Source organism: Streptomyces avidinii, from assembly GCF_014650695.1.
Lineage (GTDB): Bacteria > Actinomycetota > Actinomycetes > Streptomycetales > Streptomycetaceae > Streptomyces > Streptomyces avidinii.
Window position 1 is genome coordinate 1 of sequence record NZ_BMVL01000015.1, and the last position, 21,117, is coordinate 21,117.

Annotated in this window: 13 protein-coding genes and 2 pseudogenes; 5 read left to right on the forward strand and 10 right to left on the reverse strand. The window is 73.5% G+C overall.

The window, feature by feature from the left end; genetic code table 11:
• Positions 1-238: 238 nt before the first annotated feature.
• The 5 genes from IE257_RS30175 to IE257_RS30195 form a co-directional block, all read right to left on the reverse strand.
• Positions 239-1,399 (reverse strand): acyl-CoA dehydrogenase family protein, encoded by a 1,161-nt coding sequence (locus IE257_RS30175; RefSeq protein ID WP_189973047.1) that lies wholly within the window; start codon positions 1,397-1,399, stop codon positions 239-241.
• Positions 1,396-3,306, reverse strand: coding sequence for an acetyl/propionyl/methylcrotonyl-CoA carboxylase subunit alpha (locus tag IE257_RS30180; RefSeq protein WP_189973048.1), 1,911 nt, complete (start codon positions 3,304-3,306; stop codon positions 1,396-1,398). The genes IE257_RS30175 and IE257_RS30180 overlap by 4 nt, the downstream gene beginning before the upstream one ends.
• A gap of 8 nt (positions 3,307-3,314) precedes the next feature.
• Positions 3,315-4,913, reverse strand: coding sequence for an acyl-CoA carboxylase subunit beta (locus tag IE257_RS30185; RefSeq protein ID WP_189973049.1), 1,599 nt, complete (start codon positions 4,911-4,913; stop codon positions 3,315-3,317).
• Positions 4,910-6,553: an acyclic terpene utilization AtuA family protein gene (locus IE257_RS30190; protein WP_229920760.1), complete on the reverse strand. Its 1,644-nt coding sequence runs from the start codon at positions 6,551-6,553 to the stop codon at positions 4,910-4,912. Before IE257_RS30190 ends, IE257_RS30185 begins: the two co-directional genes overlap by 4 nt.
• Before the next feature lie 68 nt (positions 6,554-6,621).
• On the reverse strand, positions 6,622-7,434 hold the full coding sequence (locus IE257_RS30195; protein ID WP_189973051.1) for a TIGR03084 family metal-binding protein: 813 nt from the start codon (positions 7,432-7,434) through the stop codon (positions 6,622-6,624).
• A gap of 361 nt (positions 7,435-7,795) precedes the next feature.
• Here IE257_RS30195 and IE257_RS30200 point away from each other — a divergent pair, with 361 nt between their 5' ends.
• Positions 7,796-9,418: a CocE/NonD family hydrolase gene (locus IE257_RS30200; protein WP_189973052.1), complete on the forward strand. Its 1,623-nt coding sequence runs from the start codon at positions 7,796-7,798 to the stop codon at positions 9,416-9,418.
• Between the two features lie 227 nt (positions 9,419-9,645).
• On the opposite strand, the gene IE257_RS39630 is transcribed toward IE257_RS30200, so the two are convergent.
• Entirely contained in the window at positions 9,646-9,975 is a 330-nt protein-coding gene (locus IE257_RS39630) for a DUF7848 domain-containing protein (protein ID WP_444545140.1), read from the reverse strand.
• Between the two features lie 135 nt (positions 9,976-10,110).
• On the reverse strand, positions 10,111-10,347 hold the full coding sequence (locus IE257_RS30205) for a hypothetical protein (protein ID WP_189973053.1): 237 nt from the start codon (positions 10,345-10,347) through the stop codon (positions 10,111-10,113).
• A gap of 145 nt (positions 10,348-10,492) precedes the next feature.
• Between IE257_RS30205 and IE257_RS30210 the strand changes: the two are divergent.
• Positions 10,493-10,876, forward strand: a pseudogene (locus tag IE257_RS30210) (DUF6879 family protein); the annotation flags it as partial.
• 51 nt (positions 10,877-10,927) lie between these two features.
• Positions 10,928-11,469, forward strand: a pseudogene (locus IE257_RS30215) (Scr1 family TA system antitoxin-like transcriptional regulator).
• A gap of 683 nt (positions 11,470-12,152) precedes the next feature.
• Here the strand turns inward: IE257_RS30215 and IE257_RS30220 are convergent.
• Genes IE257_RS30220 through IE257_RS30230 form a run of 3 tightly spaced genes read right to left on the reverse strand, consistent with a single transcriptional unit; the run spans position 12,153 to position 16,490 of the window.
• Complete coding sequence (locus tag IE257_RS30220; protein WP_189973054.1) at positions 12,153-12,509, reverse strand: DUF1801 domain-containing protein; 357 nt, start codon at positions 12,507-12,509, stop codon at positions 12,153-12,155.
• On the reverse strand, positions 12,509-13,486 hold the full coding sequence (locus tag IE257_RS30225) for an EamA family transporter (protein WP_189973055.1): 978 nt from the start codon (positions 13,484-13,486) through the stop codon (positions 12,509-12,511). The genes IE257_RS30220 and IE257_RS30225 overlap by 1 nt, the downstream gene beginning before the upstream one ends.
• A gap of 46 nt (positions 13,487-13,532) precedes the next feature.
• A complete protein-coding gene (locus IE257_RS30230; RefSeq protein WP_189973191.1) occupies positions 13,533-16,490 on the reverse strand; it encodes an FAD-binding and (Fe-S)-binding domain-containing protein in 2,958 nt (985 codons plus the stop codon).
• Positions 16,491-16,664: 174 nt separating this feature from the next.
• Between IE257_RS30230 and serC the strand changes: the two genes are divergently transcribed.
• On the forward strand, positions 16,665-17,783 hold the full coding sequence (serC, locus tag IE257_RS30235) for a phosphoserine transaminase (RefSeq protein WP_189973056.1): 1,119 nt from the start codon (positions 16,665-16,667) through the stop codon (positions 17,781-17,783).
• Between the two features lie 151 nt (positions 17,784-17,934).
• Complete coding sequence (locus IE257_RS30240; RefSeq protein WP_189973057.1) at positions 17,935-21,066, forward strand: sacsin N-terminal ATP-binding-like domain-containing protein; 3,132 nt, start codon at positions 17,935-17,937, stop codon at positions 21,064-21,066.
• Positions 21,067-21,117 lie beyond the last annotated feature (51 nt).

A 21,117-nucleotide genomic window follows, 5' to 3' on the forward strand; every position in this document is an offset into this window, starting at 1 on the left:
AGACATGCCCGCGCGCGCCGAGCCGAGGAGACACCCCGGCACGGCCCCACGCACCGACCCCCGCCGACACCGCCGCACACCCCAGTCACGCCGTCCACTGAGGTGCGGGCCCGCACATCCAGCCTCGCCGGCGATTGAGGCGCGGGTCCGGGCAGCGCCCGGCACACCGGCGCGAGCCGCACCACCGAGCCGCCGAGCCGCCCGCAGGGCAACCCGCGCGAGCCGTACCGCAGGGCAGTCAGTACGACTTGGGGAGGCCGAGGGTTTGGTGGGAGATGAAGTTGAGGATCATCTCGCGGCTGACCGGGGCGATGCGGGCCACCCGGGACGCGGTGATGAGGGAGGCGAGGCCGTACTCGCGCGTGAGGCCGTTGCCGCCGAGGGTGTGGACGGCCTGGTCCACCGCCCGCACGCACGCCTCCCCCGCCGCGTACTTCGCCATGTTCGCCGCCTCGCCCGCCCCCATGTCGTCCCCCGCGTCGTACAGGCGGGCGGCCTTCTGCATCATCAGGCGGGCCAGTTCCAGCTCGATGTGCGCCTGGGCCAGCGGGTGGGCCACCGCCTGGTGCGCGCCGATGGGGCTCTTCCACACCTGGCGGGTCTTCGCGTAGTCCACGGCCTTGGCCAGGGCGTGGCGGCCCATCCCGATGGCGAAGGCGGCCGTCATGATCCGCTCGGGGTTGAGCCCGGCGAACAGCTGGAGCAGGCCCGCGTCCTCGTCGCCGACCAGGGCGGACGCGGGCAGGCGGACGTCGTCCAGGGTGAGCTCGAACTGCTTCTCCGCCGCCTGCAGTTCCATGTCTATGACGGTGCGGCCGAAGCCGGGTGCGTCTCGGGGCACGATGAACAGGCAGGGCTTGAGGCTGCCCGTGCGGGCGTCCTCGGTGCGGCCGACGATGAGGGTGGCGTCGGCGATGTCGACGCCGGAGATGAAGACCTTGCGGCCGGTGAGGATCCAGTCCTGGCCGTCGCGGCGGGCCGTGGTGGTGATCCGGTGGGAGTTGGATCCGGCGTCGGGTTCGGTGATGCCGAAGGCCATGGTGCGGCTGCCGTCGGCGAGGCCGGGCAGCCAGGTCTCCTTCTGGGTCTCGGTGCCGAAGCGGGCGATGACCGTGCCGCAGATGGCGGGCGAGACGACCATCATGAGGAGGGGACAGCCCGCGGCCCCGAGTTCTTCCAGGACGATGGACAGTTCGGCGATGCCGCCGCCTCCGCCGCCGTACTGCTCGGGGAGGTTGACCCCGAGGTAGCCGAGCTTCGCGGCGTCGGCCCACAGCTCGTCGGGGTGGCCGCCTTCGCGGGCGACGCGGGCGAGGTACTCACGGCCGTAGCGCCGCCCGAGCGCGGCGACGGCGGTGCGCAGGGCCTGGTGTTCTTCGGTTTCGATGACGGGGCTCATGCTTGCGGTTCCTCCTGGACTACGGCGAGCAGGGCGCCGAATTCGACCTGTTGGCCGGTGGCGACGTGGAGCGCGGTGAGCGTGCCGGAGGCCGGAGCGAGGATGCGGTGCTCCATCTTCATGGCCTCCAGCCAGAGCAGGGGCTGGCCGGCGGTGACGGCGCTGCCGGGGGCCAGGCCCTCGGCGATGCGCACGACGGTGCCGGGCATGGGGGCGAGCAGGGAGCCCGGTTCCGTGCGGTCCTGGGGGTCCGGGAAGCGGGGAACGGGGGTGAAGGTGTGGGCGCCGAGAGCTGAGTCCACGTAGATCTCGGTCTTGTTCGAATTTTGTTTCACGTGGAACGCCCGCCGGATTCCCTCGACTTCGAGGGTGACGAGGGTGGGGGTGGCAGCCACGACCCGGATCCCGGGGTGGTTCACCGGGTGGTACTGGACCTCGTGCTCGACGCCGGCGGACCGGTAGCGGCGGGTGTGCGGCTGGGAGCGGACGTTGCGCCAGCCGCCGAGGCGGGCGGCGAGGGGGGCGTCCGGGGTGGGGGCGGCTTCGGCGAGGGCGGCGGCGAGGGCGGCCGCGGTGGCGTCCGGGGCGCCGCCGGTGAGGGTGTCGAGGTGGCGCTCGTAGAAGCCGGTGTCGAGGTGTCCAGCGGTGAACTCCGGGTGCCGCAGGGAGCGTACGAGGAGCTCGCGGTTGGTGGTGAGCCCGTGGATGCGGGCTCCGGCGAGGGCGTGGGCGAGTGTGCGGACGGCCTCGGCGCGGGTGGGGGCGTGGGCGACGACCTTGGCGAGCATGGGGTCGTAGTGGATGCCGACGGTGTCCCCGTCGGTGAAACCGGTGTCGACGCGGACCTCGCCGGGGATGGCGAGGGTGTGCAGGGCGCCGGTCTGCGGGCGCCAGTCCTGGGCGGGGTCCTCGGCGTACAGGCGGGCCTCGACGGCGTGGCCGGTGGGCTGCGGGGGCGCCGGGGGCAGGGCCGCGCCCTCGGCGATGCGCAGCTGGAGCGCGACGAGGTCGAGGTCGAAGACGGCTTCGGTGACGGGGTGTTCGACCTGGAGGCGGGTGTTCATCTCCAGGAAGTACGGGCGGCCGTCGGCGGTGACGAGGAATTCGACGGTGCCCGCGCCCCGGTAGGAGACGGCTCGGGCGGCGGCGACGGCGGCTTCGTGGAGGGTGGTGCGGAGGGCTTCGGACAGGCCCGGGGCGGGGGCTTCCTCGATGACTTTCTGGTGGCGGCGCTGGAGGGAGCAGTCGCGGGTGCCGAGCGCCCAGACGGTGCCGTGGGCGTCGGCGAGGATCTGCACCTCGACGTGGCGGCCGCGTTCCACGTAGGGCTCGGCGAAGACCTCGCCGTCGCCGAAGGCCGAGCGGGCCTCGGCGACGGCCGCGTCGAGGGCCTCCTTGAGCTGGTCGAGGTCGCGGACCACGCGCATGCCGCGGCCGCCGCCGCCGGCCGCGGCCTTGAGGAGCAGGGGCAGGTCGGCGGGGGTGGCGGCGGCCGGGTCGACGGGGTCCAGGAGCGGTACTGCGGCGGCGCGCATCAGTTCCTTGGCCCGGGTCTTGGAGGCCATGGCCTCGATCGCCTCGGGGGGCGGCCCGATCCAGGTCAGGCCGGCGGCCAGGACCTCGCGGGCGAAGTCGGCGTTCTCGGAGAGGAAGCCGTAGCCGGGGTGCACGGCGTCGGCGCCCGCGGCGAGGGCGGCTTTGATGATCAGGTCGCCGCGCAGGTAGGTGTCGGCGGGGGCCGCTCCGGGCAGGCGTACGGCCGCGTCGGCGTCGCGGACGTGCAGGGCGTCGGCGTCGGGGTCGGAGTGGACGGCGACGGTGGCCAGGCCCAGGGCGCGGGCGGTGCGGAAGATCCGGACGGCGATCTCGCCGCGGTTGGCGACGAGGAGGGAGGTCAGGTTCGTCATGTGCGGGCTCACATCCGGAAGACGCCGAAGCCGCCACGGGCGCCCTCGACGGGGGCGTTGTGGACGGCCGACAGGCACAGGCCGAGGACGGTACGGGTGTCGCGCGGGTCGATGACCCCGTCGTCGTACAGCCGCCCGGACAGGAACATCGGCAGGGACTCGGACTCGATCTGGGCCTCCACGAAGGCGCGCATTCCGGCGTCGGCCTCTTCGTCGTACGGCTGTCCCTTGGCGGCGGCGGACTGCCGGGACACGATGGAGAGCACGCCGGCCAGCTGCTGGGGGCCCATGACGGCGGACTTGGCGCTGGGCCACGCGAAGAGGAAGCGGGGGTCGTAGGCGCGGCCGCACATGCCGTAGTGGCCGGCGCCGTAGCTGGCGCCGATGAGCACGGACAGGTGCGGGACCTTCGAGTTGGCCACCGCGTTGATCATCATTGAGCCGTGCTTGATGATGCCGCCCTGCTCGTACTCCTTGCCGACCATGTAGCCGGTGGTGTTGTGGAGGAAGACGAGGGGGATGTCGCGCTGGTTGGCGAGCTGGATGAACTGCGCGGCCTTCTGGGACTCGGCGCTGAACAGCACGCCCTGCGCGTTGGCGAGGATGCCGACCGGGTAGCCGTGGAGGGTGGCCCAGCCGGTGACGAGGCTGGGGCCGTAGAGGGGCTTGAACTCGTCGAAGTCGGAGGCGTCGACGATCCGGGCGATGACCTCGCGCGGGTCGAAGGGGGTTTTGAGGTCGGGCGGGACGATGCCGAGGAGTTCCTCGGGGTCGTGGAGGGGTTCCTCGGCGCGGGGCGGGTCCGTGTGCGGCTTGCGGTGGCTCAGCCGGGCGACGACGCGGCGGGCCCGGCGGATGGCGTCGTACTCGTCGAGTGCGTAGTAGTCGGCGAGTCCGGAGGTGCGGGCGTGCATGTCGGCGCCGCCGAGGGACTCGTCGTCGCTCTCCTCGCCGGTGGCCATCTTGACCAGGGGCGGACCGCCGAGGAACACCTTGGAACGGTCCTTGATCATGATGGTGTGGTCGGACATGCCGGGGATGTACGCGCCTCCTGCGGTGGAGTTGCCGAAGACGACGGCGACGGTCGGGATGCCTTCGGCCGAGAGCCGGGTGAGGTCGCGGAAGATCGCGCCGCCCGGGATGAAGATCTCCTTCTGGGAGGGCAGGTCGGCGCCGCCGGACTCCACGAGGCTGATGCAGGGCAGGCGGTTCTGCCGGGCGATCTCGTTGGCCCGCAGTGCCTTCTTCAGCGTCCAGGGATTGGAGGCGCCGCCGCGGACGGTGGGGTCGTTGGCGGTGACCAGGCACTCGACGCCCTCGACGGTGCCGATGCCGGTGACCATGGAGGCGCCGACGGGGTAGTCGCTGCCCCACGCGGCGAGCGGGGACAGCTCCAGGAACGGGGTGTCCGGGTCGAGGAGCAGCTCGATGCGCTCGCGCGCCAGGAGCTTGCCGCGGGCCCGGTGGCGGGCGGTGTACTTCTCGCCGCCGCCCGCGAGGGCCTTGGCGTGTTCGGTGTCGAGGGCGGCGAGGCGCTCCAGCGCGGCGGTACGGGCCTGCGCGTGCTCGGGGGCGTGCGGGTCGACGGTGGTGCCGAGGCGGGTCATGGGGTGGCCTCCGGGGCCGGGAGGAGAGCGACGGGGATGTCGAGGTGGCGGGCGCGGAGCCATTCGCCGAGGGCCTTGGCCTGGGGGTCGAAGCGGTGGCCGGAGGCGACTCCGTCGCCGAGGATGCCGGTGACGGTGAAGTTCAGGGCCCGCAGCAGTGGCAGCTCGTGGCGGGTGACGGGCAGGCCGCGGGTCTCCGGGAGCAGCTCCTGGAACACCTCGGCGGTGAGGGTGTGGAGCAGCCACTCCCAGGCGGGGTCGGCCTCGACCCAGACCCCGACGTTGGCGTCGCCACCCTTGTCGCCGCTGCGGGCCCCGGCCACTGCGCCGAGCGGCGCGCGTACGGTGGGCCCTACGGGCGGCGCTACGGGGGCTCCGCTCCCGTAGGGCCGCGCCTCGAACGCCGGCGGGTCCGGACGTGCAGCCGGGTCGGCCGGCGGGACCGGAAGTCGGGTGCCGTCCGGGAGGACTGCCGTGTGCGGGACCTCGTCCGACGGGATCAGGGTCGAGGTGAAGACGCCGTAGGGCTGTGCCGGGCCGGGTGGGGCGGTGACGTGGAAGCCCGGGTAGCTGCCGAGGGCCAGTTCGATCGCCGCCCGGGTCAGGGCGCGGCCCACCCGGTCCGGGGACGGGTCGCGGACCACCAGGCGCAGCAGGGCGGAGGCCGTTTCCTGCGTGTCGGCGTCCTCGTGGTCGGTACGGGCCAGGGTCCAGGTGGCGTCGGCCACCCCCTCCAACACGTCGGCGAGTTGGGTGCGGACGAGGTTCGCCTTCGCCTCGATGTCCAGGCCGGTCAGGACGAAGACGACCTCGTTGCGCCAGCCGCCGATCCGGGTGACGCCCGCCTTGAGGGCGGGCGGCGGGGCCTCCCCGCGCACGCCCGAGATCCGCACGCGGTCGGCGCCCTCGTGGGTCAGCCGGACGGTGTCCAGGCGGGTGGTCACGTCGGGGCCGAGGTACCGGACGCCCTGGGTCTCGTAGAGGAGTTGGGCGGTGACGGTGCCCGTGGTGACGGCGCCGCCCGTGCCCGGGTGTTTGGTGATGACCGCCGAGCCGTCCTCGGCGATCTCCGCGAGCGGGAAGCCGGGGCGGCGGACGTCGTGCCGGGCGAAGAAGGAGTAGTTGCCGCCGGTGGCCTGCGTTCCGCATTCCAGGACGTGGCCCGCGGCCACCGCCCCCGCCAGCCGGTCGTGGTCGTCGGCCGCCCAGTCGAACCACCAGGCCGCCGGGCCGCTGACCAGCGCCGCGTCCGTGACCCGGCCGGTCACCACGACGTCCGCCCCGGCGCGCAGGCAGGCCGTGATCCCGGCGCCCCCGAGGTAGGCGTTGGCCGTCAGGGCCCCGTCCACCTGCGCGGTGAGGTCGTCGCCCTCGACGTGGGCGACCCGCACCGGGACACCGGTCTTCGCCGCCAGGGCCCGTATCGCGTCGGCGAGTCCGGCCGGGTTGAGGCCGCCGGCGTTCGCGACGATCCGTACGCCCCGCTCGTGCGCGAGCGCGAGCCCTTCCTCCAGTTGGCGCAGGAAGGTCTTGGCGTAGCCGAGTTCGGGGTTCTTCAGGCGGTCGCGGCCCAGGATCAGCATGGTCAGCTCGGCCAGGTAGTCCCCGGTCAGCACGTCCAGCGGGCCACCGGTGAGCATCTCGCGCAGGGCGCCGAAGCGGTCCCCGTAGAAGCCCGAGGCGTTGCCGATGACCAGCGGGCGCCGGGTCACCGGGAGGACCCCGGTTCCCGGCCGGGCCCCGCGGGGCCGGCGAAGGCCTGGGCGATGTCCAGCCAGCGGTCCGCGTCGGGGCCGGTCGCCGTGAGGTCGAGGTCGGCGCGGTGGGCCCGCTGGGTGACCAGCAGGCAGAAGTCGAGCGCGGGGCCGGTGATCCGCTGCGGAGCGTCCGGCGGGCCGTACGTCCACACCTGCGGGCCGTCGGGGGCCGTCAGCTCCACCCGGAACTCCTCGGTGGGGGCGGGCAGGGCGCGTACGGCGTAGGCGTAGTCGCGGGCCCGTACGCCGATCCGTGCGACGTGCCGCAGCCGCGCGGTCGGGGTGCGGCGCGCGCCGAGCGCGTCGGCGACGTCCTGGCCGTGCGCCCAGGTCTCCATCAGCCGGGCACTGGCCATCGAGGCGGCCTTCATGGGCGGCCCGTACCAGGGGAAGCGGGTGTCGGGCGAAGCCGCGGCCAGTGCCGCGTCGAGGGCGCCGCGCGTGGCCCGCCAGCGGGCGAGCAGCTCGGCGGGCACCAGTTCCGCGCCCTCGCGGGCGCCCTCGTCGACGAAGGTGTCGGGGGCCTTCAGGGCTTCCTCGACCATGCGTCCGAAGCCGGTGGCGTCGGTGAGGGAGAGCAGCGAGGCCCGGTCGGTCCAGTGCAGGTGGGCGATCTGGTGGGCGACGGTCCAGCCGGGCGCCGGGGTGGGCCGGGCCCAGTCGGTGGCGGCCAACTCCCCTACCAGGGAGTCCAGTTCATGACCCTCTTCGCGCAGATCTGCGAAGACGGCGACGGCTGCGCGGGCGGCGGACGGATCGGGCACGGTGCGCTCCCCTTCTCGGCGTGAGGGGAAGACTGGCAGCACCCACCAAAACAATCAAGCATGCTTGCATGATTTTTTCCCGTGCCGGCGCCTTCCCGCCACACGCACCAAACCAGCACAACAGAAAGGCAGTTGCCTTCCCACCCGCCGGACGCAGGTCCCGCCGTGCGGCGGCCCGCGGGCACGGAGGGGGCGATTTCGGCCGTAACCCGGAAACTCGCGATACGTCACCGGATGTCCTGTCGATACTGAACGTTCCGCTCCGGCCCGGACGGGCGCACACACCACGCACCGCACCCCCACGTTCGTGTCACTCGAACCGTTCGACGACGAAAGACGACGACGAAGAGGATGGACTGACGTGACTCCAGCCGCCCGAACTCCCTTCTCCCTCTATCCCGAACTCGACGGGACCGCCCTCACCGCCTTCGTCGCCGCCCTGGAGAGCGGCGACGTCACCGGCCTCTCACCCGCCCGCGCCGCCGAGATCGCCGAGGTCCGCTCGGTCGCCGTCTTCACCCGCGGCAAGGTGACGGGCGCCGACGGGGACCTCCTGGACGCCGCGCTCTGGCGACACACCGGAACCCAGCCCCGCCCCGCGATCGTCATGCCCTCGCCCTGGTCCAGCCTGGGCTGGCTCCCGTACGCCGTCCAGGCCTCCCTCTTCGCGGCCCGCGGCTACAACGTCCTCGCCTACTCCACCCGCGGTTTCGCCGGCTCCGAGGGCCAGGTCGACGTCGCGGGCCCGCTCGACGTCGCCGACGGCAGCCGCGCCCTCGACCACCTCATCGAGCGCAGCACCGGGACCGTGACGAAGATCGGCTTCCTCGGGGACTCGTACGGCTCCGGCGTCAGCCAGCTCGTCGCCGCGCACGACACCCGCGTCGACGCCGTCGTCGCCCTCAGCACCTGGGGCGACCTCGGCGAAGCCTTCTACGAGAACTCCACGCGGCACGTCGCGGCCGTCCGGGCCCTGCTCGACGCGGCCGCGAAGGCCCGGCTCAGCCCGCAGACGCAGAGCGTCTTCGACAACGTCCTCGCCAACCGCGACGTCCAGGGCACCCTGCGCTGGGCGGAGACCCGCTCGCCCTTCTCCCACATCAAGGAGCTCAACCGCCGCCAGGTACCGGTGTTCTTCTCCCACGCCTGGCACGAGACGCTCTTCCCGCCCAACCAGACGCTGAAGATGTTCAACGAACTGACCGGTCCCAAACGCCTCGCCGTATCCATCGGCGACCACTCCGGCCCCGAGATGACCGGCATGCTCGGCCTGCCCAACCGGATCTGGACGGACGCCCACCGCTGGCTCGACCGCCACCTCAAGGACATCGACAACGGCATCGACGCCGATGGTGAGGTGCTCGGCGAGATCATGTGGAGCAAGGCCCTCGAACCCCGCCCCACCTGGCCCTCCCTCACCGAACGCGTGGAACGGCTGCACCTGGCGGACGACGGCGAGCTCGGCGAGGAGCCGCAGCCCGGCTGGACGTCGACCGTGCTGTGCGGGGTGGACACCCCGGCGACCGTCGCCGACAAGGTGGTGCAGTCCGGCTACGCGGAGATCGCCGGCCGCCCGAAGATCTACCGGACCCAGGACATCGACCGCACCGTCGCCGCCGTGTGGACCGCGGACCCCGTCGCCGAGACCACCCGGCTGCGCGGCATACCGCGGCTGCGCGTGACGTACCGGGCGGCGAACCCCGGATCCACCTTCGTCGCGTACCTCCTCGACACGGCACCCGACGGGACGGCGCACATCGTCACGCACGCCCCGTACACCGACCTCGACTCCCCGCCCGACAGCCTGATCAGCGCGGACATCGAACTCCAGGCCACGGCCTACGACGTGCCGCGCGGCCACCGGCTGATGCTGGTGATCGACGCCCGCGACCCCTTCTACGGCGACGCCAATCTCCCGCGCGCGACCCTGGCGTTCACCTCCCCGGACGCCACCCCGTCCTACCTGGACCTCCCCCTGGGCTGACCCGCCGTCGGGGGCTTCGGGGCGGCTTCGGTGGGCGGGAGCCACTCGGGCGGCATCGGAGAGGCGCATGGGGGTTTCCCGTCAGTCTCATCGTCTCTCCGTGTCGGGCCGGTCCGAGCCTTTGGGGACGGGGCGGCCGGAGACGCGCGACGGGGACGGGTGTAGGCCCGTTCCCGGGGCGGGCCCATCCACACCAGGACCCGGGTCGGGGGAAGCGCACCCGATCGCTACGCGCTCCTCATCTCCCAGCGCCCGACGACCGTCCGGGGCTGGACATAGGCCGCCGGCTGTTCCGTCGTGGAGAACGTGCGCAGGAAGATGCCGTGCCCAGTGCGGCCGGTATGTTCCATGCACCAGTCGGCGCACTCGTTCGCGTCGCCGGTCGGAGGTGCTTCCCAGCCGCAGTCAGGGTGCACACAACGGGCTGTGGCGGTCGTCTCGGCATCGGGATGCCGCTTGATCACATGCTTGACGAAGTCACGACGGACCTGACGGTCACGGCTGCCCCTCCCTGCTGCCGGTTCGCTTGAATGCCCTCCTGCGGCGGTGCGGATGATTGCGAATCTCGGCGTTCATCTTCGCCACCTCCACAAGATCCGCCGCTCGCCATGCCTCTGCCCGTTCCTCGTTGAGGGCTTCGCACACGCCACAGTCGATGAACGGGACTGGTTCAAGCCCGGACCCGGAAGCCGTCACGATTCCCGCCTCCCGTGCCCATCGGCATGCAGCCGGATGCGGATGTTGCAGTCGGTCGCGGTGCTGCCGTCGTGTTCCTTGCGGGCCGCGCGACGCAGCTTGCGCAGGCGGGTGCACTCGTCACATCCGTCAGTCGGCTCGGCATCGGGCTTGGGGAACGCATCGCGCTGCGGCGTCTGCTGCCACAACATGCTCCAGATCCCGTCCCGCTTCTTGGCTGGGGTCGCGTCCATGAACGGAACTCTGGAAGCCAGGAGTTGGACCGCACCGAGACTATTCCCAGATATTCTCGCGCGGGGTCCCGTCATACCTCGACATTCGGCTGCGGCGGCCGACACCCTTGTCGGGACGTCCTTCCTCCGCGAGAGGTGATCGCGAATGGCACGCAGGCTGCGGTTCAACGGCACGGGCAGCGGCGGGACCGGATGCCCTTCGGTCCACGAGGACGTGGACAGCCGAGAGGTGATCGTCCACGGCCCGCCACTGGCAGACCCCGACGATGTGGCCCAGCTACAGCACCTCTCCGAGGGCGAGGTCGCTGTCGTCGTGCCTCGCGAGCTACTGGTGGACTGGACGCCGAAGGACACCACGCGGAAGGCGAGCATCATCGACCTGGACGAGTTCGAGAACCTGTTCCGGACGTTCGAGCACACCGCGTGGCGACTGGAAACCCGAAGTCGGTATGCCAGCGACGAAGCCACCGAGACGTATGGGCAGTTCATCGAAACCGGAGCGGCGCGGTGGGATCACGCGGTCCCGTACGAGAGGTTCCTGGCAGGGCTGACTGCGGGCGAGTAGACAGAACGACCACCGGTGAGTACGGACTACCAGAAGGCCCGCGAGGCGCTCGGGCTGCGCCTGCGTGAGCTGCGCGAGTCGAGCCCCCATGGCAGGATCACCGGTACTGCTCTGGCCGAGCGGTTGGGCTGGGGACAGAGCAAGATCTCCAAGCTGGAGAACGGACGCCAGACGGCCACACCTGACGACCTCCGGCAGTGGGCCGAGGCCACAGGCCAACCGGGCACATATGAGGAGCTGCACGGCCGCCTGAAAGGGTTCGAAAGACACATCCGGTCGCCCAGCTGGACCGTCTACTGGGGGTCGTGGGCATGGACACCGTGAAGCTGGGAATTGTCCCGTACGAAGCAGCCCTGAGGCTGCCGCCGGGCAACCCTTTCTGGATCTTCGATGACCAACTCGTCATTGTCGACGACTGGTATGCGGAATTGTGGCTGGACGATGCGGAGACGATCGGTGTCTACCGCAGGGTCTGGGAAGCGTTCCACTCGGCCGCAGTGTTCGGCGCAGAGGCCCAGAGGGTGATCACCCGAGTACGCAGAACCGTCCAGGTCTGACTGAGCCGGCGATCGCGCCGAGCAGCGGCAACTGCGGAGCGCACAGCGGTCCGGACCGGACAGCCGGTCCGAGTCCTCGATCTCACCCCGTGACCACGCCCGAACCACCGGTCGCAGTCGAGGAGGAGAGCACCCACATGTGGTGGCGGCCTATGCCCGGCCCAAGACGGCCCGGAGACGCTGAGAAATGAGAAGCGCGTAGCGATTCGGTGCGCCCCACCGACCCCGGGTCCGGTCCGGATGGGCCGCATCTCAAGGCCGTGCCCACCGGGATCCCCGGGGATCTCCGACCGCCCCGGTGGTCCCTTGCCCCCCGGGCCGTTCCTTTGGGGGTATCCCGGCAGTCTTCGGATTTCCGGGGCGGGACGGTCGGTCAAGGGTGGCCGAAGGCCATCACGCGGTGACGCGACGAAGGAGCGCCCTTGAGGGACCGGCCCGACACGGAGAGACGATGAGACTGTCGGGAAACCCCCATACACATCCCTGATGCCGATCAAGAGGCTCCCGCCCACCGAAGCCGGCCTGTCCAGCCGGCCGGGCCAGGCAGAGCTCGCCGACGCCCGACCCCGCCCAGCAGGCCATCGGCTCCGCCCAGCCTCCGAGGGGGGCGGGTGGGCAGCCACCGCCCGCGAGCAGGGGTGCCGAGGGGGTGAAGGCCCCGCGCGTGCAGCTCCCGTTACCCCTCAGCAGACCTCGCCCGGGGCCGCCCGGGCCGTCGCGCGCAGGAGGTCCCGGAGGAGGTCGAAGTCGACCTTGGCGGGGGTGCGGAAGCGGAGGCAGGCCTTGCCCATGTCGTGCGGGGCCAGGCGGGCCGCGAAGGCGTCCCGGATGTCCGTGCGCATCAGGTAGAAGGAGATGTACTGCTTCTGGTTCGCCCAGGCGATCTCGCCGTCGGTCGCACCCGCCCGCACGTACACCGGCATCCCGTACGCGATCCCCTCCTCGAAGCCGGTCAGCTCCTCCACACACAGCTCCCGCAGCCGCTCCAGGGCCGGCCGGCGGGCCTCCGGGGCCGCGGCCAGGTAGGTGGCGACGTCCATCAGGCGGCCTTCTTCCGGATCTGCGAGCGGACCGCGCCCATGCTGGCCGCGATCACGAGGGCGATGGCCAGCGCGTCCAGTGCGGACATGGCCTGGTTCAGGACGAGGAAGCCCGCGGTGGCGGCGATGGCCGGCTCCAGGCTCATCAGGATCGCGAAGGTCGGGGCCGGCATCCGCCGCAGCGCGAGCAGTTCCAGGGTGTACGGGAGGACCGACGACAGGACGGCCACGCCCAGGCCGAGGGCCAGCGTGCTCGGGACCAGCAGGTCCGAGCCGGCTTCGGCGATGCCCAGCGGCAGCGAGACGACCGCGGCCACCGCCATCGCGAGGGCCAGCCCGTCCGCCTGCGGGAAGCGACGGCCGGTACGCGCGCTGAACACGATGTACGCCGCCCACATCGCGCCCGCCCCGAGCGCGTACGCCGCGCCCAGCGGGTCGAGGGAGCCGAAGCCGAGGCCGCCCCCGCCGTGCCCGGACAGCAGGACCACGCCGCCGAGCGCGAGGCCGGCCCAGAGCAGGTTGACCAGGCGCCGGGAGACGATGACGGAGAGGGCGAGCGGCCCGAGGACCTCCAGGGTGACGGCCGGGCCGAGCGGGATCCGGTCGATGGCCTGGTAGAAGAGGCCGTTCATACCGGCCATGGCGGCGCCGAAGGCGAGCACCGTGCCCCAGTCGGAACGGGAGTGGCCGCGCACCTTCGGGCGGCACAGGACCAGCAGCACGAGCGCGGCGGCCGCGAGGCGCAGGGTGACCACTCCCGCCGCGCCCGCCCTCGGCATGATCATGACCGCGAGGGCGGCGCCGAACTGCACCGAGATCCCCGCCGAGATCACCAGCGCCACGGGCCCCAGTCCGGAGCCGGAACCGGAACCGGAGCCGGAAACGGAGCCCTTGGCGGTCGACGGAACCGGCGCCGGAACCGCTTCGGTGGCGGCCGTGGGCGAGCTCGTCGGGGACGAGGAGGAAGGTGCGGGCATTTCTCCAGCCTAAGGGTCCGTAAGGAGTGTTGCCGTATGTGCTGCCTTACAACCCCTCCGCCAGGAGTTCGGCCAGGTGCCGGGCCCGGACCCCGCCCAGCTGCGCGATCTGCGTACGGCACGAGAACCCGTCCGCCTGGATCACGGCGTCCTGCGGGGCCGCGCGCAGGGACGGGAGCAGCTGTTCCTCCGCGCAGGCCACCGACACCTCGTGGTGCCCGGGCTCGAAGCCGAAGTTGCCCGCCAGGCCGCAGCAGCCGCCGCTGAGCCCGCCCACCAGTCCGGCCCGCTCGCGCAGCCGCCGGTCGGGGCCGTCCCCGAGCACCGCGTGCTGGTGGCAGTGGGTCTGGCCGACCACCGCCCGGTCCAGGCGCGGCGGCCGCCAGTCCGGGGCGTACTCCTCCAGGGTCTCCGCGAAGGTCCGCACCGCCGCCGCGAGGCGGGCCGCGCGGGGGTCGTCGGGGAGCAGCGCGGGCAGGTCGGTGCGCAGGGCGGCCGCGCAGCTCGGTTCGAGGACGGTGACGGGGCCGGGGACCTCGCCGACGGTGTCCAGCGTCCGACGCAGGACCCGGCGGGCCCGGTCGAGGCGGCCGGTGGAGACGTACGTCAGGCCGCAGCAGACCCGGCCGCCGCGGGGGACGGACACATCCAGGCCGGCCGCCCGGAGCACGCGGAGCGCGGCGTGGCCGGCCTCGGGCGCGAGGTACTCCGTGAACGTGTCGGGCCAGAGGGTCACGGCGGGACCGGGCACGGGCACGGGACCGGGCGCGGGACCGGCACCAGGCGCGGGACCGGGACCCGGACCGGCACCAGGCACGGGACCGGATCCCACGGGCGCAGGACCGGGACCAGGCGCGGGCGCAGGACCGGGACCGGATCCCGGACCCGGACCGGGACCGGAACCGGCACCAGGCACGGGCGCAGGACCGGCACCGGGCACGGCACCGGGCACGGGCGCAGGACCGGGCGCCGGCGTGAGACCGGGCCCCGGCGCGGTTCCGCGCCCGGGCGGCGAGCCGTCCGCCGCCCCGCCACCCCCCTCCCCGGGCCGGCGGCCCGTGCCACGCGTGAACGGCCGCCTCGCGAGTTCCGGCAGGGCCCGCTCCGGGGCCAGCCCCGGCACCGTTACCGGCAGCAGGCGCGCGGCCGCGTTGACTGCCCCGGCCGCCCGCAGGCGGGAGATCAGGCGGAGCCAGGCCGGCAGCCCGCCCAGCGTGTAGTGGGACAGCGGGCGGATCCGGCCCGCCCAGTGCCGGTGCAGGAACTCCGCCTTGTACGCGGCCATGTCCACGCCCACCGGGCAGTCGCTGCGGCAGCCCTTGCACCCCAGGCACAGGTCCAGCGCCTCGGCGACCTCCGCCGAGCGCCAGCCGTCCGTGACGATCTCCCCGGCCAGCATCTCGTGCAGCAGCCGCGCCCGGCCCCGCGTGGAGTGCCGCTCCTCCCCCGTCACCCGGTAGGAGGGGCACATCACGCCGGTCCCGCCCGGCTCGGTCGTACGGCACTTCGCGACCCCCACGCACCGTGCGACCTCGCCCGCGAACGAGGTGGCCGGCAGCACCGCGAAACGCAGGTTCTCGTCCAGCCGCGCCGGCCTGACCAGCATTCCCGGGTTCATGCCGCCCGCCGGGTCCCACACGTCCTTGTAGGCGCCGAAGAGCCGGACCACCTCCGCCCCGTACATCTTCGGCAGCAGTTCCGCCCGCGCCTGCCCGTCCCCGTGCTCCCCGGACAGGGAACCGCCGTGCGCGACGACCAGATCGGCCAGTTCCCCGGAGAAGGCCCGGAAGCGGGCGACGCCCGCCGCCGACACCAGGTCGAAGTCGATCCGTACGTGCACGCAGCCCTCGCCGAAGTGCCCGTACGGGGATCCGCGCAGCCCGTGCGCCGCAAGCAGCGCCCGGAACTCCCGCAGGTACGCCCCCAGCCGGGCCGGCGGCACCGCGCAGTCCTCCCACCCCGGCCAGGCCATCCGGCCGTCCGGCATCCTCGTCGCCGTGCCCGCCGCGTCCTCGCGGATCCGCCACAGCGCACGCTGCGCCGCCGGGTCGGTGACGACCGTCACGTCGAGCGGGTCGGCTGCCCGCAGCAGGGCCCGCGCCCCGCCCTCGTCCGGCATCTCCACGAACAGCCACGCCCGGCCCCGCGGTAGCGCCGGTGCCCCGCTCCCGGCGCTGCCGCGGTCCCCCACCAGGTCCTCGGCCATCCCCTCCACCGTCAGCGGCCCGTACGGCAGCAGCCCCGCCGCCGCGTCCGCCGCCGCGCTCTCGTCGGCGTACCCGAGCACCGCGAGCACCGGCGCGGGCGGCGCCTCGACCAGGCGCACCACCGCCTCCGTCACCACCCCGAGCGTGCCCTCGCTCCCGCAGAACGCCCGCGCGAGCTGCACCCCGTGCTCGGGCAGCAGTGCGTCGAGGCCCCCGTAGCCGGAGATCCGCCGCGAGAAGGCGGGCGCCTTCCCGACGGGCGGCATCCCGACGGGCCGCATCCCGGTGCGCAGCAGTCCGAGGTGCGCGGTGACCAGCTCCCGCAGTCCGTCGGGGGCGCCGGTCCAGCCCGTTCCGATCCGGTGGGCGGTGCCCCCGTACGCCGCCACCGCGAGCTCGGTCACGTTGTCGGCGGTGGTGCCCCAGGCCACCGAGTGGGCTCCGCAGGCGTTGTTGCCGATCATGCCGCCGAGGGTGCAGCGCGCGTGTGTGGACGGGTCGGGCCCGAAGGTCAGCCCGTAGGGGCGCACCGCGTCCCGCAGCCGGTCGAGGACCAGCCCCGGCTGGACCACGGCGGTGCGGGCCGCCGGGTCCACCGAGACGAGGGCGTTCATGTGCCGGGTGAGGTCGAGGACCACGCCCACCCCGGTGGCCTGGCCCGCGATGGAGGTCCCGCCGCCGCGCGGCACGACGGGCACCCCGGCGCCGGCGCACACGGCGAGCGCGGCCGCCACGTCCTCGGCGTCGCGCGGGGCGACCACGCCCACCGGCACGCGGCGGTAGTTGGAGGCGTCCATGGTGGTCAGGGCCCGTGCGGCGGCGCCGAAGTCGACTTCCCCGCGCAGGTTCTCCCGCAATGTCCGTTCGAGTTCACCGGGTGACGTCACGTCCCCAGCCTCCCACCGGCCGGAGCCGTCTCATCCGGTGGACGCGCGTCCGGAGCGCGGACCGGGACCCGATACGCTCCGCTCGTGGCTGAGATCCAGATTCCCGCTGACATCAAGCCCGCCGACGGACGCTTCGGCGCGGGCCCCTCCAAGGTGCGGACCGAGGCGCTGGACGCCCTCGCCGCCACCGGTACCTCCCTGCTCGGAACCTCACACCGCCAGGCCCCGGTCAAGAACCTGGTCGGCTCGGTGCGCCAGGGCCTCCGGGACCTCTTCTCCCTCCCCGAGGGGTACGAGGTGATCCTGGGCAACGGCGGCTCCACCGCCTTCTGGGACATCGCGACCGCCGGTCTGATCGAGCAGAAGTCCCAGCACCTCACCTTCGGCGAGTTCTCCTCGAAGTTCGCCACGGCCGCGAAGCTCGCGCCGTGGCTGGACGCGCCGTCCGTGATCTCCTCGGAGCCGGGTACGCACCCGGAGCCGGTGGCCGAGGCGGGCGTGGACGTGTACGCGTACACGCACAACGAGACCTCGACGGGTGTGGCGGCGCCGATCAAGCGCGTCGCGGGCGCCGATGCCGGGTCCCTCGTTCTGGTGGACGCGACCTCGGGCGCCGGCGGTCTGCCGGTGGACATCACCGAGACGGACGTCTACTACTTCGCCCCGCAGAAGTCCTTCGCCTCGGACGGCGGCCTGTGGCTGGCCGCGTTCTCCCCGGCGGCCCTGGAGCGCGCGGCCCGCGTGCACGCGTCCGGCCGGCACATCCCGGAGTTCTTCTCGCTGCCGACGGCGATCGACAACTCGCTCAAGAACCAGACGTACAACACCCCGGCGCTGGCCACCCTGTTCCTGCTGGACCAGCAGCTGGAGTGGATGAACAGCCAGGGCGGCCTGGAGTTCACCACCGGCCGTACCGCGGCCAGTGCGCGCAACCTGTACGGCTGGGCGGAGGCGTCGAAGTACGCGACCCCGTTCGTCGTGGACGCCGACAAGCGCTCCTCCGTCATCGGCACGATCGACTTCTCGGACGACATCGACGCGGCGGCCGTCGCCAAGGTGCTGCGCGCCAACGGGATCGTGGACACCGAGCCGTACCGCAAGCTGGGCCGCAACCAGCTCCGCATCGCGATGTTCCCGGCGATCGACCCGGCGGACGTGCAGGCGCTGACCGCCTGCATCGACCACGTGATCGAGAAGCTCTGACCATCACCCGTCCGGTACGACGTGGAGCCCCCGGTGACCTGCTGTCGCCGGGGGCTTCGGCGTTCCCCGGACACCCGGAGGCCACCGGCGTGGGGGGTCTGCCGCACGCGGTACCTTCAGGGGTCCGGAGGCGAATCATGGAGGCAGCGGCGTGAGCGTGCGAGTGACGGCGGCCCAGAGCGGCGTGGACCCCTTCGGCACGGCCCGGCTGCGGCGCGGGGTGCTCGACGCGTGGGGTGCGGGCCCGGCCCGGTTCCGCGAGGACGCCAACGCGGAGGAGGACCTCGCGCTCGGCGGCTACCGCGACCGGCTCGTCATCGAACTGGCGCAGAACGCCGCCGATGCCGCGGCCCGCGCCAAGGTACCCGGCCGGCTGCGGCTCACCCTGCACCCGGGCGAGGGCGGGCACGCGCTGCTGGCCGTCGCCAACACCGGTGCACCGGTGGACGCGACGGGCGTGGAGTCGCTGAGCACCCTGCGCGCCTCCGCCAAGCGGGAGCCCTCCGGGGACAGCGTCGGCCGCTTCGGCGTCGGCTTCGCGGCCGTGCTCGCCGTCTCCGACGAGCCCGCCGTGCTCGGCCGCCACGGCGGCGTCCGCTGGTCCCTGGCCGAGGCCCGCGAACTGGCCCGGGACGCCGCCGTCGGCAGCCCGGGCCTCGGCGACGAGCTGCGCCGCCGCGACGGGCACGTCCCGCTGCTGCGCCTCCCGTTGCCCGCCGAGGGCACCGCCCCCGAGGGCTACGACACCGTCGTGGTCCTCCCGCTGCGCGACTCCGCCGCCGAGGCTCTGGTGGAGCGACTGCTCGCGGGCATCGACGACGCCCTGCTGCTCACGCTGCCCGGGCTGCGCGAGGTCGTGGTGGAGACCCCGGCCGACGGCACGCGCACCCTGTACCGGCGCGACGAGGGCCCGTACACCGTCATCGAGGACACCACCGCGTCCGGCACCGTCACCCACCGCTGGCGCACCGTCCGCCACGGCGGCCCCATCGAGCGCGCGCTGCTCGCCGACCGGCCCGTCGAGGAGCGGCTGCGGCCCGCCTGGGCGGTGTCCTGGGCGGTGCCCGTCGACACCGACGGCGCCCCGGTGCGCCCGGTCACGGCCCCTGTGGTGCACGCGCCGACCCCCACCGACGAGCCGCTGGGCATCCCGGCGCTGCTCATCGCGACCCTGCCGCTGGACACCACCCGCCGGCACCCGGCGCCGGGACCCCTGACCGACTTCCTCGTGGAGCGCGCGGCCGACGCGTACGCCGAACTCCTCGGCGCCTGGGACCCGGTGACCACCGCGCTGGTGGACCTGGTGCCCGGCCCGCTCGGCAAGGGCGAGCTCGACGGGGCCCTGCGCGCGGCCGTGCTCCAGCGCCTCCCCCGTACGGCCTTCCTCGCGCCCGCCGCTCCGCCCGAGCACGCGGAGGAGCGCGCCGCCCTGCGCCCCTTCGAGGCGGAGGTCGTGGAGGGCGCGGGCGCCGACACCGTACGCGTCCTCGCCGAGGTCCTGCCGACGCTGCTGCCCGCGGGCCTGGAGCGCCGCGCCGAGCTGCGCACACTGGGCGTGGGCCGGCTCCCGCTGGGCGATGCCATCGAGCGGATCGCGGGCATCGAGCGGACGCCCGACTGGTGGCACCGGCTCTACGACAGCCTCGCCGGAGTGGATCCGGACCGGCTGTCGGGGCTGCCCGTGCCGCTCGCCGACGGCCGTACTTCGATCGGCCCCCGGCACATCCTGCTGCCGGGCGCGGACACTCCCACGAGCCTGGCCCGGCTGGGGCTGAAGGTGGCGCACCCCGACGCGGCGCACCCGCTGCTGGAGAAGCTCGGCGCGCTCCCGGCCACGGCGCGGGCGGTCCTGACGACCCCGCAGGTACGGGCCGCCGTCGCCGCCTCGCTGGACGCCGGGGAGATCTGGGACGAGGACGCGGACGCCCTGGACGCCGACGAGCTGGCCGAGGTGGTCCTGGGGCTGGTCCGGGATGCCGATCTGGCGCCGGGCGACGAGCCGTGGCTCGGCGCGCTGGCGCTGCCCGACGAGGACGGCGAACTGGTTCCGGCGGGCGAACTGCTGCTGCCCGGAAGCCCGCTGGCCTCCGTGATCCGCGAGGACGAAGTCCCGTACGTGGACGCGGACCTGGCGGACCGGTGGGGCGCCGGACCGCTGACGGCGTGCGGGGTACTGGCCACCTTCCAGCTGGTCCGCGCCACCGATGTGGTCCTCGACCCGGACGAACTGGAGCCGCGCGAGGGCGACTTCGCGGAACCCGACGACGCCGGCCTGCTGGACGCGGTGGACGTGTGGTGCGAGGACGTCCTGGACCAGCTGCCGGACACCCCGGTGCCGCCGGTGGCGACCGAGCTGATCGCCGTACGGGACCTCGACCTGGTGGACGACGACTGCTGGCCGCAGGCCCTGGCCATGCTCGCGCAGCCGCCGCTGCGCGACGCGCTGACCCAGCCCGTACGGATCCTGCTGCCGGACGGCACCACGCAGTCGGTGCGCCCGTACACCGCCTGGTGGCTGCGCGACCACCCCGTGCTCGACGGCCGCCGCCCGGCGGGCCTGCGCGCGGCCGGCGGCGACCCGCTGCTGGCGGGCCTCTACACCTCGGCGGATGCCACGGGCTTCGAGGACGAACAGGTCCTGCGGGCGCTCGGCGTACGGACCACCACGGCGGCCCTGCTGGACGAGCCCGGCGGAGCGGCCGAGCTGCTGGGCCGGCTCGCCGACCCGGAACGCGAGGTGACGGGCCACCAGCTGCACGGCCTGTACGGCGCGCTGGCCGACCTGGACCCCGAGCAGGTCACCCTGCCGGACGAACTGCGTGCGGTGGTGGACGGCGAGGTCGTGGTGGTGGACGCGGCCGAGGCGCTGATCGCGGACGCCCCGGACCTGCTCCCCCTGACGGCGGGACTGCCCCTCCTGCCCGTCTCCCCGTCGAGGGCCGCGGACCTGGCGGACCTCCTCCAGGTCCGGCGGCTCTCGGACACGGTCCCGGCGGAGGTGACCACGCCCGGCGAGGAGCACGAAGTGCCGGAGTCGGTGGCACTGCTGCTGGGCCCGGCCACCCCGGCGACGTACATCGAGCACGAGGAACTGGTCGCGGGCGGCACGGAACTCGACTGGCGCCGCACCCCCGACGGCACCCTCCACGCGTCCACCCTGGAGGGCGTGGCCGCGGGCCTGGCCTGGTCGGCGGGCCAGTGGCCCCGCCGCTTCGAGGTGGCGGCCCTCCTGGAGGACCCCTCCCGCACGTCGGAACTGGCCCGCGACCGCTGGTTCGACTAGGAAGGCGCAGGAGGGGGGCAGGACCGGGCTCCCGGTACGGAGCCGGGTCAC